The sequence below is a fragment of the Mucilaginibacter lappiensis genome (genome assembly GCF_050433765.1).
GTDB classification, from domain to species: Bacteria; Bacteroidota; Bacteroidia; order Sphingobacteriales; family Sphingobacteriaceae; genus Mucilaginibacter; species Mucilaginibacter lappiensis_A.
Genome location: NZ_JBNPWP010000002.1, coordinates 863,593 through 877,573, shown reverse-complemented (window position 1 = coordinate 877,573; position 13,981 = coordinate 863,593). Strand labels below are relative to the sequence as shown.

The window sequence follows — 13,981 nt, the reverse complement described above, 5'->3', positions numbered from 1 at the left end:
CAATAATTCAAAGCTCAGTCAATTCAATTAATTCAATCAATCAATAATTCAACAATTAAGATACATGTCAATTTATAATAAAATAAACGCAGGGTTCAAGCTGGGTACAGATGAGCCAATTACTTCGGGTATTGAAGATGTTATTTACATCTTTAACCAGGACGATATCACCTTAACCTACGACATTGCAAACCCACTTATCGTTACAGGTTTAACCGCCATAAGTACCGCTAAAGTTTACAAATTTGAAGGTACCAACAATAGTTTCGGCACCACTTCTAAGCTGGCTAAAACACAGGTAGGGCCACGTTATACTGAGGAGATTGACTTCAACATTGCCGGTCTTTCGGTTGATATTAAAACGCAGTTAATGGCTATGGGTTACGGTCGCGTATGTGCCATAGCGGTAAACAACTACAAATCGAGTGATTCGGCCGTTGAACTTTTCGGAGCAGTTAACGGGTTGATCCTGACCGATGCCGAGCGCAATGCCGCCGATGAAACATTGGATGGAGGTTACAAATTAAAGCTGACCAACCCTGATAAGCTTAAAGAACCTTATCCTCCGCGCGCTATATCTATTGCTCCAACAAGTGGCAGTGCCACATACGCAAGTACCATAGCAGCAATTGAAGCGTTGGTAGCCGCATAATATCATTGCGTCATTCGGTCATTAGTCATTTCAGAATGGCTAATGACTATAATACTCACCAATAAAAACTAATGACCTGATGACTAATGAGATTATGACAAAAAAATACATTCTAAAGCCCGGCAAGCATCAGTTCGCCCCGGGCTCTGCGGCAGTGCACAGCAATGATAACCTGAATGATGAAGAGGCCAAGTGGTATATAGAAAAATATCCGCATATAGCCGATTTGTTTATGCAGATCCCCAAAGATCAAAAGTCGGCGACATCTTCTCGCCCAAAAACCAAAATTCAGGAAAAATTCAATAACTCAATAATCACAAACTTATGAAGACCTATTTGCCACAAATTGAGCGAAGAATATTAGTAAGGCCGAATCAAACCTATGGCATACTCAACTATGACCTGGATAATGCCTACCCGCAACGCATGCTGGAACTGGTAGCTGCTTCGCCTACAGCAAAAGATTGCTGGAACAAAAGAGCCAAATTTATAGCTGGCAATGGCTTTGAGGAAAAAGATCTCGGCAAACAGATTATTAACTCCAAAGGCCTTACGTTGGCTAAATTGTTAAAAGCTTTAGCGAATGATAAAGCTTTGTTTACCGGCTTTGGCATTCATATAAATTACAACGCCAATTTTAAAATAGCATCGGTAAACTATGTAAAGTTTGAAGACATACGCATGGGCGATACGGATTGCGTGGATACAGCGGAGAAGTATGCGCTTTATTCAGACTGGGGTCGCAAAACCTGGAAAAACATTATGCGCAGTAAGATCACCTTCCTGGATAAATATAATCCTGATCCCGCTGTAATCGAACAACAAGTTACTGATGCTGGTGGATGGGAGCATTATAAGGGACAGCTATTTTATTTTAACCCTGAAGTTGATGATTACCCACTGATAGAGGCTGATTCTGTTTGGGAAGATTTTGAAACCGAAGCAGGCATTAAAATTTTTAATAACCGGGAAGTTACAACAGGCTTCTTGCCATCAACCATGTTGTTTATGCAAGCCCGTAGAGAAGAAGCAGACAACAGCAGGCCAGATGCTGATGAATACGCTGGGGTAAATATTCCATCGCAATTAGAAAAAGATCTTGGTGCTTTCCAGGGAGCAAAAAGTGCTCAAAAAATAATTGTTATTGAGTACGAAGATGAAAACTCAAAGCCTGAATTTAAGGCCTACCCTATTCAGAATAATGACAGGCTGTTTGAAACCACTGAAAGATCAGTTGAAGCACGTATCATCAAAGGTTTTTCGATACCAAAAGAACTCATCAATTCTGAAAAATCATCAGGATTAAGTAATGGCAGCGAAAAAAAGGAAGCCATCATTGAGTTTAATGACAACACGGCTCCTGACAGGCTTGAGCTATCAGAAACTTTTGCCGAAGTGTTCAACCATTTTTACATTGATGTTAATCCGGGCGGCAACTGGAATATTATACCTGTACCAGCCATAGCTGTCGATGATAACGCGGGAATTAAAGCCGGCAATAGTATAAATCAGTTACTATTATCAACCATTCCTGCAAAAAGTAAAATAGCCGCGCTGGTACACGCGTATGGTTTTAAACAAGCCGAAGCCGAAGCAATGTGCCCCTAACCTTCTGAAAGGGGGAGTAATTACACTTTAACAAATATTAATTATGAAAAAACACTTTAACATACCCCCTTCAGGGGGTTGGGAGGCCATGCTATGATCTATCTTATCAATCAAACCACTTTTCAGCATTACGAGGATATTACTGTAAACATAAAACCTGAACGCCTGAAAATATTTATCAAAAAAGCACAGGATCTCGACCTGAAACCATTTTTAGGTCATGCTTTATATTATGACTTTTTAACCTGCTTTAATGAAGATGGAACGCTAAAAGACGATACCCCTCAGCATTATAAAGACCTGCTTAATGGCAGCGAATATCTGGACCAGTATGGTCACATTGTTTTGTATGAAGGCTTGGCACCTACACTTGTATACTTCACTTTTGCCCGGTTTATTGAGAACGATGCCGTGCACTACACAGCCACCGGGCCTGTAATTAAACATCATGATAACGGCGATCCGCTTTCGGCACCTGCAATAGTAAAATTGGTTCAGCAACAACGTAGTACAGCAAATGCTCACGCTAATGAGGTGGAGAAATTTTTATGGGATAATAAAGAAGACTTTCCGCTTTGGCATTATAATGATAAAAATAAAAGCAGTAGACAGCCGGGGCCCCGAATAAGGGGCATTGACAAAACAGATTTCAATTATCCCGGCAGTTATAACAATTATAATTTACCAATAACCGAATTTTTAAACTGATGGCAACCGATAAAAAAATAAGTGAATTACCTGTAGCATCAGCAATTAGTTCTAATGACACTTCGGTTTTAGTAAAGAATGGTGTAGACTATCAGTTCGCTTTTAATACGTTGCTTCAATTTATTAGCTCAGAATTATCTGTTGGAGCCACTATCACATTTGGGACCTCAATACCTTCTAATAGCGTTGGTAAAAATGGTGATGTGTTTGTGAATACGAACAGTGGCTCTTTTGCTCAAAAGATAACCGGTATTTGGGCAGTAGCTTACACTTTGCCTTCGGGCAATACTCCAGACGGAACTGTTTTATATGGAAACAACAATCCAGGCTCAGCTATAGGTAAAAACAATGATACCTATGTAAACACCGTTAGCGGTATTTTCTATAAGAAATCAGCAGATGTCTGGAATCAGGTATTTTCAATGCAAACGGGGCCGCCAGGTTCGGCTGGCACACCTGGAGCAAATGGAACGAGCGGCACAAATGGAAATACGGTATTAAATGGAAATCATACTCCATCGAACCTCACCGATGGAGTTAATGGAGACTTTTATATCAATACCATCACCTATGATATTTTCGGCCCAAAGACTGACGGCATATGGGGGCCTGCTACATCGCTCATACCTGACGGAGTGCAAGCACCATCACTAATCACATACGAATCTGGCGAACTATTGCCTATCACCATAGACTACTCTGAATTTTCACAACATGGAAGTTATCCTGACATCATGGTTAAACTGGCAACAGGTAAAATAATAACAAGTCAAGCCGAAATTGATACAGGAACTGTATACCCACCGATTAGTATAGTAATAAATGCCAATGATGATGGAAGCGGAAATCTTGCCAGCGACATAATTATAATAATTAAAGACTAACAACATGAAATTAAAGAAATATTTACTTTTATTATTACTGACCATTTCCTCCTTATGGGGAATAAGATCGCAGGCTCAAACGGTTACCCCCCAATGGAAAGCAGGAACAGGATATATTTTAAACTTTTATCCAGGAAAATCACCTATTGGTTATGATACTTTAGGTTATGTAGGTTATTTACGGAATCTTTTTAAACTTAAATCAGATAGTGTTAATGATAATGGGTATATAACCCATGGGTATTTTGATGCCCATTCCCCTATTTATACAGGCTCAAATGGTATAACAGAAGTTGGTAATGATTTTACATTAGGGGGCACATTAACCGATTTTACCTATATTAATTTTAATGGAGGGTTAGCATTAAATATTGGAGATTTTGAGATGGGAGAAAGTTCAAGATATAACTTCGGCTCATATAATTTTGCTTTAACAGCTACTACAGATTTTCAGGTTAATTATAGCAGAGTATATGCAGATCAAGTCAGTGCTCAATTAAATAGCCACACACCAACTAAAGACATTACTTTTTATTCCGATGCCACGAATGGCGCACGATTAGATGATTCTGAAAGGCGGGGAATAAAATATTTATGGAATGATGATAGTAATTTGGGAGATAGTTCTTTAGTTCCAAAACGATATATAACATCTGCCAGATTATCAGACAGCACAACAGTAGCAAATACATACGCTCATTTAAATGGAAGTAACGTTTTTACTGGTAATCAATTTTATTCTGGCGACGCTACATTTAGTGGCCCAAATCCTGTTGTCTTTACACAAGGGATAAATATATTTGAGCCAACTAAACTTCGATTCTTTGATAACGTGAATGTGAATAGCCATTCTCTTTTTCAGCCGGGGATAGGTCATCAATTATGGTTAACAGATGAAATAAGTGGCGATATTACAGTATTTGCAAACGGTACAATAAAAGATTATAACACAAATAAGTTTTATTTGAAAGCAGGGGATGTGCCAGATAGCGCAACGATATCAAACACCTATGCTCATTTAACCGGAAATAATAATTTTAATGGCAACCAAATTATAAATGGGAATATAACCGCAAGTAATGTAACCGCTACATCAGATGTTATTACTCCTGAATTACTTTTAGCAAGCCCTGGCAAGCCGGGATTCTCCTTAAGTTCCAATAGCACCTATACAGCTTTAAGAGCATATGATGCTATTGGAAGTGATAACGGATATCAGTTGAGAATGAATGCTAATGGTCAATTAGTATATGAGAATTGGAATACACCATCTGGAACCACATCATTGAAAGTTAACGGAGTTATTACTGCTACGGGCGCTCCTGTTGCTCCAACTGATGTTGTAAGGTTGCAAGAGCTATCGGCACAGACTGCTATACTTGATAGTAAAGTTGATACAACAGTTCATGATGTTGTTATCACTATGGGACAGTCAAATGCCCAGGCAGCGCATGGAGATAGCACTCAATCAACTAAAACTGTACCTGGAACAGCAATTCAGTATTACAATGGCAAAATAAAAGTCGCTAATGATCCTGTTGGAAATGCTATAACTGGCAGTCCTTGGCCAGCATTCGCAGCACGATATTATAAACTGACCGGCCGCAAGATATTATTTGTGCCACGTGCTAAAGGAGGCTCCGCAATGTGTCCGGAAGCTGATATTGGGCAAGGCAACTGGAGTTCATCAGGTACGTTAAGGTATCAGGCGAGGGATACAGTAGCAGCCGCAATAGCCGCTGCAAAGGCGGCCGGGTATAAAATTGGCAAAATATTTATATTATGGCACCAAGGTGAGCAAGACGCATTCCCAATATTTATGGGTACAGAAACGGCTAAAATGTATAGGGATACCCTTACTGACTTCATATCATTTTGGCGGGGCTATTATCCTAAAATACCATTCTATATTTTAAGGATAAGTAAAACTAATTCTGGCACTGATTATTTTAAGGCTGTAAGAGACGCCGATGAAACAGTAGCACTGGCTGACACCTGGACACAGGTAGTATCACGTAGTTCTTACGGCTTTAAAGCAAAAGGCTGGATGTATTCCGACGGATTACATTATCTGCAACCGGGGCTAAATTACATGGGGGATGAAGCTGCTCAGAATGTTGTACAGGTTGAAAAGAGTAGAACTACTTATAATATTTTTGATAAGACGGGTTTTGGAGTAAATACACCTTTGGCCTTTAGTCATATAGCGGGTGGTAATGATACTACATCATCTGTTATAGTAAATAAAGGTAAAACATTGTTAACGCCTATTGAGGGCGCGTATTACCGGGATGGCTTACATGAATTTATAACCGATAGTACTTTAACAGTAAGACAAAAATTAACAGCAGCAACGTCCGCTGGGATACCACGGAATAATATTACATTCGCTGATTTAAATGGATTTTTAACTTCAGACACGACCTTCCAGTATAACGGCACATCGTTAGGCATAGGCGTTAAACCGGGTACATACAGTGCGTCATCAAGGGTGTATATTAAGGGCTTAACTACCGGTACGGAATCTGCATTAAATATATATGATAGTGGTAACACGCCCCGTTACAGATTCTTAAACAATGGTCAGTTTATAATTCAGGCAGGAGGTGCATTTAATGTAGGTGGTGGTTCTGGAGGTATTGCTACTACATTATTACAGGGCTTAACTACATCAAACACGGATTTTTCATTAGTAGTTACAAATTCAAGCACACCACTTTCGAGTACAGCGGCAATAGCTGTAAGGAACGATAAACTTGTGGATTTTAATGGCGGTCAAATGGTGCGTATCCCCAATATAGCAGGTGACCCGGGCTTTGTAAGCGACAGAGGTATTTGGTACAATAGTTCAATAGCTCAATTCAGAGGCAGAAGAAACGGAGCTACTATTAGTTTTGCTTCAAACCCAAATACCACTTTGGGTGATTTATCCTATGCTGGAGTATCAGGTGTGGAGACAAGGTTACCTGGTAATACCACTACAACTACAAAATTTTTAACTTCAACAGGTAATGGTACAGTAAGTGCGGCCCCTGCTTATTTTGACTTATTTGGTAGCGCAAACACCTGGGGAGGTAATAATACGTTTTCAGTATCTCCTATTGTACCGAATGCTACTATAGCTTCACAGGCTGTTGCCTTTGGGCAATTAGGTAACTATATAGATAATAGCACAAATCAAACAGGTATAGCAGGAAATAAAACATGGACGGGGGCTGCAACATTTACAAGTAATATCCTTTTAACTGGTGCAGGCAATATAGGTGTACATAACGGCACTATATATAGCGCACAAGAGGCTAGTGGTTTTGGTGTATTTTCTGATTTAACCGGAACGAAATTTACAGCGTATAGAAGAGATCAAATATCCTATATATCACCAAGCTCCTCGCCATTGTATATAGCATATCCATCTGCACAATCTGTAACTGCTACTATAAACTGGCCTACAGATAAAAGTGGAACTGTTGCTTTAACCAGTGATATATCAACCCTTGATAATGTTTTATCAAAAACCGCTAATTACACGATCGTTTCTGGTGATTTTGTAACTGGTAAAAATTCAACGCTTGATTTATATGTTGATGCAACAAATGGAAATGTAACCATCACAATGCCTTCGGCCGTAACTTTTGCAGGATATACAATATATATTACCAAAACAGATACAAGTGCTAATACAGTAACCATAAACACTGTCTTGGGCGGTAATACACTCCTCTCTCAATATCAAGATAGACAATATAGGTCTAATTCGACATCCTGGTATAATCATTAAAGCAACTGTATTTAAATAAATATGAAAAAGATATTAATAATAATGGTGGTTGCATCCTTTATGGGGTGTGCGGCTAGGAAACAGTGCATGAATGGAAAAGCAGCCATTGACAGTGTGGCCAAGCTTGAAGCACTAAGCGCTAAACTATTCAGGATTTATACAATTAAAAAATAAGATCATGCAAAAAATCACCTCAAGCTTTTTAAGCTTAAACACGCAGGATATTTTAAAAGGGGCAATAGTGGCCGCGGCCAGTACTGTATTTGCCATGGTTGCTGAGTCGGTTGAGAAAGGGCAATTTATTTTTGATTTTACCTCAATATGGCATACAGGTGTAGCAGCAGGTGTGGCGTATTTAGGTAAACAATTATTTACTCCGGCAAGTATAATATCAGCAAAACTATAATGAAAATAAGTAAAAACGGAATCGCATTGATAAAGAACTTTGAAGGCTTGGTTTTACATGCCTATAAAGATAAAGCCGGAGTATGGACCATTGGATACGGTTCAACAAGATATGCAAACGGTAAAGCTGTAATACCGGGCGATAAGTTGGACAATGAAGAGTTAGCTGATTCACTTTTACTTGATACCCTGGGTCAATTTGAGGATGCAGTGAATAGCTATGTACTTGTTCCCCTTTCACAAAACCAATATGATGCATTGGTATCCTTCACTTATAATTTAGGAACTCATGCTTTATTACAATCAACGTTACTACAAAAATTGAATATGAAAGATTATGCTACTGCTGCCAACTGGTTTGTTCCATGGAATAAAATAACAGATCCGCATACAGGTAGAAAGGTAGTGTGCGATGCATTAACAAAAAGAAGAGTCCTGGAGAGTATTTTATTTAAAAAATTATGACAACTATTGAACATCGTGAAATTAAAGGCATTACCATTAAAAATATTATGGTAACCATCATAAGTACCGTAAGTATTGTAATATCTGTTATGACTTCATACTTTCAGCTTAAGTGGGAGATATCTAATGTTAGGGCTACACAGGAAACAACAACTCGTGTAAATGAGGTCCGTTTGAAAGTCCTTGAGAGCCAGGTAAGCCTACTGCAACAAGAAGTAAATAAACTTAAAGACAATAAAAAACTATGAGCTTAAAAACTTTTTTAAAAAAAATATGGGACAAGATCAAAAATGTTTTCAACAGTCTCCCGAACGAGCTCAAAACAGCTATACAAATAGGTGTAATAATAACTGAGAATATTAAAACTTTTGTTGATTCACCAACGGGCGATATTATAACTACGCTTATTCCAGGTAATATTGATAATGTTATAAGAGATAAACTCAGACAGTCACTCCCGATTTTTTTAATGGAATTAAAGTTAGTTGAAAGTTCATTAAATTTAACCCAACCTGAAGCCATAGTAAAAGCAGCTTTAGAGGTCATGAAAACGGTCGACGAAAATATTAAGCCGGGTATTCTACACCATTTATCTGTTCTTATAGCACAAATAGCAGCCGATGGCAAGTTGAGTTGGAGTGATGGTGTTTACTTATCTCAATGGTACTATGAGCAGAAATTTAAACAATCTGCCAATAATTCTCTTTAATAAGCATAATAGTGTTTTTGACGTGCCCAGAACGAGATTCGAACTCGTACATCCTTACGAATGCCACCCCCTCAAGATGGTGCGTCTACCAATTTCGCCACCTGGGCTTTTTTTAGAAGTCGACAGTCTTAGGCCAATTGTTACATAACTATTGGCCTAAGACTGCTTCCCCTACATTAGGCGTGCCCGAAGAGAGACTCGAACTCTCAAGAGACAATTCTCAACGGCTTCTGAGACCGCAACGTTTACCAATTTCGCCATCCGGGCTTATTCCTTGAATGCTTCAATTTTAATCAGGGATAAACACTATTAGTAAACCCTGGCATTCAATATCAACATTATTTTATTAATAAGCGTGCAAATATAATCGTTTCCTTCAAATTGCAATCTAAATAATACAAAAATTGACCACTTGTTGTTACTTGTGTTATTAAAATTTAATTTCGGATAAACATTAATCTTCATACGTCAATAAATGAAAATCAATTACCAACTCATTTTCAGCATTTTATTTCATTTTATATTCTTCTCTTTTATTGCAAAGGCCCAAAATATAATGCTTTTACAACGTGACAAACCCACAAGTATCCGAGGCTTATCAGTTGTAAATGATAAAACAGCTTGGATAAGTGGCAGCAATGGATATATAGCCATAACCAACAGTGGCGGAAAAAAATGGGACTGGCAGCAGATAAAAGGTTATGAAAATTCCGAATTTAGAGATATAGAAGCCTTTTCAGACAAGGAAGCTTTGATCATGAGTTCTGGCACCCCGTCAATAGTATTAAAAACTATTGATGGCGGAAAAAGTTGGCAGGAGAAATATCGTAAAACCGATAGCCTTTACTTTTTTGATGCTATGGATTTTGCCGATGCCAAACATGGGTATATTTTGGGCGACCCGATTAACAACAAATTCCTGCTTATGGAAACCAAAGATGGTGGAGAAACGTGGACTGAAATGAAAAACGCACCAAATGCTTTGCCCGGAGAAGCAGCTTTTGCCGCAAGCGGAACTTGTTTGAGGGTAAGTAAAAACGGGGTGGTGAGCATTGTTTCTGGTGGTAAAGTGGCACGAATGATCACTTTACCTGCCGGTAATAATAAGTGGAGTTACACAGAATTATCGCTTACTCATGGCAAAAGTAGCCAGGGGGCATTTTCAATGTCGATAGGGAAAGATCAGGCTATTATCTTAGGCGGAGATTATGCAAAGGATAAAAAAACAGATTCGGTAGCAACTATTTATAATATAACTTCGTTTAGTTCACCAAACAAAGGTCCGGCAGGCTTTCAGTCATGTGTGGAGTATATAAATGATGGCGTTTTTCTGTCGACGGGCACCCCTGGTAGTAATATAACTACCGATGGAGGCAAAACATGGAAGCAAATTGATGCCACCAGTTTTAATGTTTGCCGTAAAGCAAAACGCGGAAAACTGGTGTTATTGGCTGGAAATGGCGGTAAAATAGCCATATTAAAAATGTAGTTTATTGGCAATTAATGCCTTAGGAAATACTTTTAAATTATTTGAAAAAAGCACTTGCGGACTATATTAAATACTCCTATATTTGCACCACTTAAAACGGAAACGATTACAGTATCGAAGAAGTTGAAAGGATGATTCCGTAGCTCAGCTGGTAGAGCATAACACTTTTAATGTTGGGGTCCTGGGTTCGAATCCCAGCGGGATCACAAAGACCTCCCAACAGGTCGACATTTTAAACAGAAAAGGCGCATGAAAATGCGCCTTTTCTGTTTAAAATGTTTTTTTTCTACTCTGTCAAAAAATAAACAAATCATTTCAAATCAATCCAACTGGTACCCGATTCGACTTGGGATCAGGGATTAATGGAGAAAGTTTGTGGGAGAAGAAAAGCTATTTTCTTTGCGCAACTCATCCCAAAAGTCAAAAATACCAAACTCAATTTTCAGGATTCTACCAATTTCTAAAGCATACAGAAATAGCCTTAAGTTGATATTTCACACTTGGTATACAAAGAAGTAACATTTGCCTGGTTGCTAAAAATTAGCTTGTTACGTACGCTAACTTTGATAAAAACTATACCATGAAAAAGTATAATTCCTTATCAATGCTAACCTTAAGTGTTTTTTTCGCGTTTTCATCCTGTAAAAAAACCGATGATCAATTACCAGTTAAGGCCAACAACGTGAAGTCAACTCACGTATTGAATGCGGATGGTTCACACCTCCCTTTTACTGTTGTAACTATTGCCGGAGACCCTATCCAAACTGGCCTGGCAGATGGAGCAGGCAAACAGGCCAGGTTTTATTATCCATTTGGAATTGATGTTACCGATGATGGCACAATTTACGTGGCCGATTTTGATAATCACAAAATCCGAAAAATTACACCTCCTAATATTGTTTCAACTATAAATATACCGCCAAGCAGCGATGGGCAAAGTTTTTTATTCCCCGAATATGTTCGTTTATCAAATGACGGCACTATCAATGTTTTAATACAAAGCGGCACCCGACGTGTATGGATACTAAAGCCAGACGGAACATTATCCACCCCTTTGCCACCAAGTCCGTATGGGAGTACCTGGGCATTTTATACCGGACTTCAAAAAGACCCTTCCGGTAGTTTTTTATGGTTCTCGCAACAATATTATCGTGCCAGCAGTACAGTAGCTGTTCCAACTTCACTAAAAAAATTCTATACAGACGTAAATGGCCGAATTGGCACTAACGCTTTTTTACCACCAAGAGATTCACTTTCACTTCCTGAAAAAAATGGTGATTATAGTATCAGCAATTATTACATCGGTTACAATGGAGTAAAATACATTGTGATAAACAATAATCATATATATAAATTAACCCCGGCAGGGGTCTTTACCCAGATATATAAAGATTTAAAGTTTACACATATATTTAGTCTTACAGGCTCAAAGGATAGCCGTGTATTGTATGTTGCAGATAATGGCGCCATTAAGAGCATTGTGAATGGCAAGCTTCAGTTTCTTGTTGGCCCTCAAAAGTATGATGTAACCGCTGTTGATGGCGTTGGGTCAAGCGCCAATGTTTTTGCTCTTTATTTAGTATTGTCAAAAGACGAAAACACACTTTATTTTAGCGATCATTCAACTATCAGAAAACTGTTATTGAAATAAAGCATCGCGCATTTAAAATGAAAAATATTTATCTTACTTCACCAAACATATACATGATGATCACAATTAATAATACAATCAGCCAGAATACTAAAGTAACGCTCATTTCTCTTTTAAGGAAAAAAGAAATCTCCAGCCATACTTTTTTATTTTGCCTTTTATCAGTTTTCATTATCTAATAGCCATTAGATTGTTAATCATCATGTGGACAATCAAGCATCCAGACTTAAAGACAAACCTGGGCCAGCAAATACCAGCAAAGAAACCGGAGTAATTATTCCGACATATAAAATAAGGGTACGGCTAAAAAAAACGGAAGTATGGGCTATAACAATTAGTTGTAAAATTAAATAATATCAGCTATGTTTTTGCATAATTATAAAAGCATCCGTCATTTTAGACACTCTTTTTCAAAATATTTTAGCTTTTTTAAAACACAATGCCTACAGTTTGGTTACAACTTGTAGCTATACTCCTGTTGCACCAATTGTAAATCCTATGCAGGGGTGATTTTCCGTTTTTCCAATACATTTTCTTACGTGCCGGTTTATTCTGTTAATAGTTGTCAATCGATAATATCTGATCATTTAGATAAGAATTAAGATGGAAATAGTTCAGGAAAATATATTAAATCTTATCCGAGACCATTGTTCCGCTTATTGGGAACTCAACGTGTTTAAGGATCACATTATCATTAATTTGCCGGAAACTAACGAGGATTACCGTTTAGCATACACTAAAGCCAAACAGGAGATCACGGCCTGTGTAAAGCTGCATTTTCCGGAAAGAGATACAGAGTTGTTATTTGAGGTGAGGAATGGTTCGTGGAACTGTAGTTTTAAGTTAATGAACACCACCAGTCCTCGCATTGCTCATTAATCCAATACGCTTATCTGATCAATAATTTTAATAACCTATCTCAATCGTTGCTTGGTAAGTCGCCTCGTTGCTGATGTTATTAATAATAAAGTGACCAACATCTGCTCGTGAAATGCTCAAACAATTTTTCAGGAAGCTATTGATGGCAAAACGGTAATTACCGGTCACAGGCTTGTCGGTAAGCTGCGGCGGGCGCATAATGGTCCAGGTACTATCACTTTCCTTTACCAATTTTTCCATTTTTCGCAGATCGTCATACATGTTCCGCAACAAATTTTGAACAATATATTTGGCCACCAACCTTATAAAAAAAGGCAGTATCGGGCTTATTTCAATAGCAGATGCGGAAATAAAGAAAACACGGCTTACCCCCATCTTACTCATGGCTGCTAAAAGATTAACGTTACCCTGGGAATATAGCGTTGTGGGCTTGTCGCTCAGTAAACCTCCCTTTACCCCTATTGCTGATATTACAGCATCCTTGTTAGGCAGGTATTTTTCAAATGTTTCGGGCTGCATGATATCTCCCTGCACAACTTCCAGGTTATGATGTGCAAGGGTTAGGTTGGCCGGATTACGTAATACAGCGGTAACCTTGTGCCCGGCTTTTAGGGCTATTTCAATGCATTGCCTACCTATACCCCCATTTGCTCCTATTACTAATAACCTATATACTTGTGATTTTTGTTGAAATTCCATTTGATGATCTTACTTTAAAATACTTTGATTCTTTTTTTGAAAGCTTTATTAATA

The 13,981-nt window shown here is 38.3% G+C and carries 15 protein-coding genes and 3 tRNA genes; 15 read left to right on the top strand and 3 right to left on the bottom strand.

What is annotated here, in order from left to right; translation table 11 throughout:
- Positions 1–64 precede the first annotated feature (64 nt).
- From M2273_RS09120 to M2273_RS09070, 11 genes are all read left to right on the top strand, one after another.
- Positions 65–652 (top strand): hypothetical protein, encoded by a 588-nt coding sequence (locus M2273_RS09120; protein WP_429395697.1) that lies wholly within the window; start codon positions 65–67, stop codon positions 650–652.
- 79 nt (positions 653–731) lie between these two features.
- Positions 732–980 (top strand): hypothetical protein, encoded by a 249-nt coding sequence (locus M2273_RS09115; protein WP_429395694.1) that lies wholly within the window; start codon positions 732–734, stop codon positions 978–980.
- On the top strand, positions 977–2,260 hold the full coding sequence (locus M2273_RS09110) for a hypothetical protein (protein WP_429395691.1): 1,284 nt from the start codon (positions 977–979) through the stop codon (positions 2,258–2,260). Before M2273_RS09115 ends, M2273_RS09110 begins: the two co-directional genes overlap by 4 nt.
- A gap of 93 nt (positions 2,261–2,353) precedes the next feature.
- Complete coding sequence (locus M2273_RS09105) at positions 2,354–2,968, top strand: hypothetical protein (protein ID WP_429395688.1); 615 nt, start codon at positions 2,354–2,356, stop codon at positions 2,966–2,968.
- Positions 2,968–3,852 carry a hypothetical protein gene (locus tag M2273_RS09100; protein ID WP_429395685.1) on the top strand — a complete coding sequence of 295 codons (885 nt, stop codon included), beginning with the start codon at positions 2,968–2,970 and terminating at the stop codon, positions 3,850–3,852. Before M2273_RS09105 ends, M2273_RS09100 begins: the two co-directional genes overlap by 1 nt.
- Positions 3,853–3,856: 4 nt before the next feature.
- Positions 3,857–7,630 (top strand): sialate O-acetylesterase, encoded by a 3,774-nt coding sequence (locus tag M2273_RS09095; protein ID WP_429395682.1) that lies wholly within the window; start codon positions 3,857–3,859, stop codon positions 7,628–7,630.
- Positions 7,631–7,651: 21 nt separating this feature from the next.
- Positions 7,652–7,804 (top strand): hypothetical protein, encoded by a 153-nt coding sequence (locus M2273_RS09090; RefSeq protein ID WP_429395679.1) that lies wholly within the window; start codon positions 7,652–7,654, stop codon positions 7,802–7,804.
- A 4-nt stretch (positions 7,805–7,808) separates the two neighbouring features.
- Positions 7,809–8,036 (top strand): hypothetical protein, encoded by a 228-nt coding sequence (locus M2273_RS09085; protein ID WP_429395676.1) that lies wholly within the window; start codon positions 7,809–7,811, stop codon positions 8,034–8,036.
- Positions 8,036–8,500 (top strand): lysozyme, encoded by a 465-nt coding sequence (locus M2273_RS09080; RefSeq protein WP_429395674.1) that lies wholly within the window; start codon positions 8,036–8,038, stop codon positions 8,498–8,500. Before M2273_RS09085 ends, M2273_RS09080 begins: the two co-directional genes overlap by 1 nt.
- On the top strand, positions 8,497–8,748 hold the full coding sequence (locus M2273_RS09075) for a hypothetical protein (protein ID WP_429395671.1): 252 nt from the start codon (positions 8,497–8,499) through the stop codon (positions 8,746–8,748). The genes M2273_RS09080 and M2273_RS09075 overlap by 4 nt, the downstream gene beginning before the upstream one ends.
- On the top strand, positions 8,745–9,209 hold the full coding sequence (locus tag M2273_RS09070; protein ID WP_429395669.1) for a hypothetical protein: 465 nt from the start codon (positions 8,745–8,747) through the stop codon (positions 9,207–9,209). Before M2273_RS09075 ends, M2273_RS09070 begins: the two co-directional genes overlap by 4 nt.
- 23 nt (positions 9,210–9,232) lie before the next feature.
- On the opposite strand, the gene M2273_RS09065 is transcribed toward M2273_RS09070, so the two are convergent.
- Both M2273_RS09065 and M2273_RS09060 read right to left on the bottom strand, forming a co-directional pair.
- Positions 9,233–9,316, bottom strand: a tRNA-Leu gene (locus M2273_RS09065).
- A 76-nt stretch (positions 9,317–9,392) separates the two neighbouring features.
- A tRNA-Leu gene (locus tag M2273_RS09060) sits at positions 9,393–9,476 on the bottom strand.
- Between the two features lie 208 nt (positions 9,477–9,684).
- Between M2273_RS09060 and M2273_RS09055 the strand changes: the two genes are divergently transcribed.
- The 4 genes from M2273_RS09055 (at position 9,685) to M2273_RS09040 (ending at position 13,228) form a co-directional block, all read left to right on the top strand.
- On the top strand, positions 9,685–10,698 hold the full coding sequence (locus M2273_RS09055; RefSeq protein WP_429395666.1) for a WD40/YVTN/BNR-like repeat-containing protein: 1,014 nt from the start codon (positions 9,685–9,687) through the stop codon (positions 10,696–10,698).
- A gap of 133 nt (positions 10,699–10,831) precedes the next feature.
- Positions 10,832–10,904, top strand: a tRNA-Lys gene (locus tag M2273_RS09050).
- A gap of 374 nt (positions 10,905–11,278) precedes the next feature.
- Positions 11,279–12,349, top strand: a complete 1,071-nt coding sequence (locus M2273_RS09045; protein ID WP_429395663.1) for a hypothetical protein — start codon at positions 11,279–11,281, stop codon at positions 12,347–12,349.
- A 603-nt stretch (positions 12,350–12,952) separates the two neighbouring features.
- Positions 12,953–13,228 (top strand): hypothetical protein, encoded by a 276-nt coding sequence (locus M2273_RS09040; protein ID WP_429395661.1) that lies wholly within the window; start codon positions 12,953–12,955, stop codon positions 13,226–13,228.
- Positions 13,229–13,255: 27 nt separating this feature from the next.
- On the opposite strand, the gene M2273_RS09035 is transcribed toward M2273_RS09040, so the two are convergent.
- Entirely contained in the window at positions 13,256–13,927 is a 672-nt protein-coding gene (locus M2273_RS09035; protein WP_429395658.1) for an NAD(P)-dependent oxidoreductase, read from the bottom strand.
- Positions 13,928–13,981 lie beyond the last annotated feature (54 nt).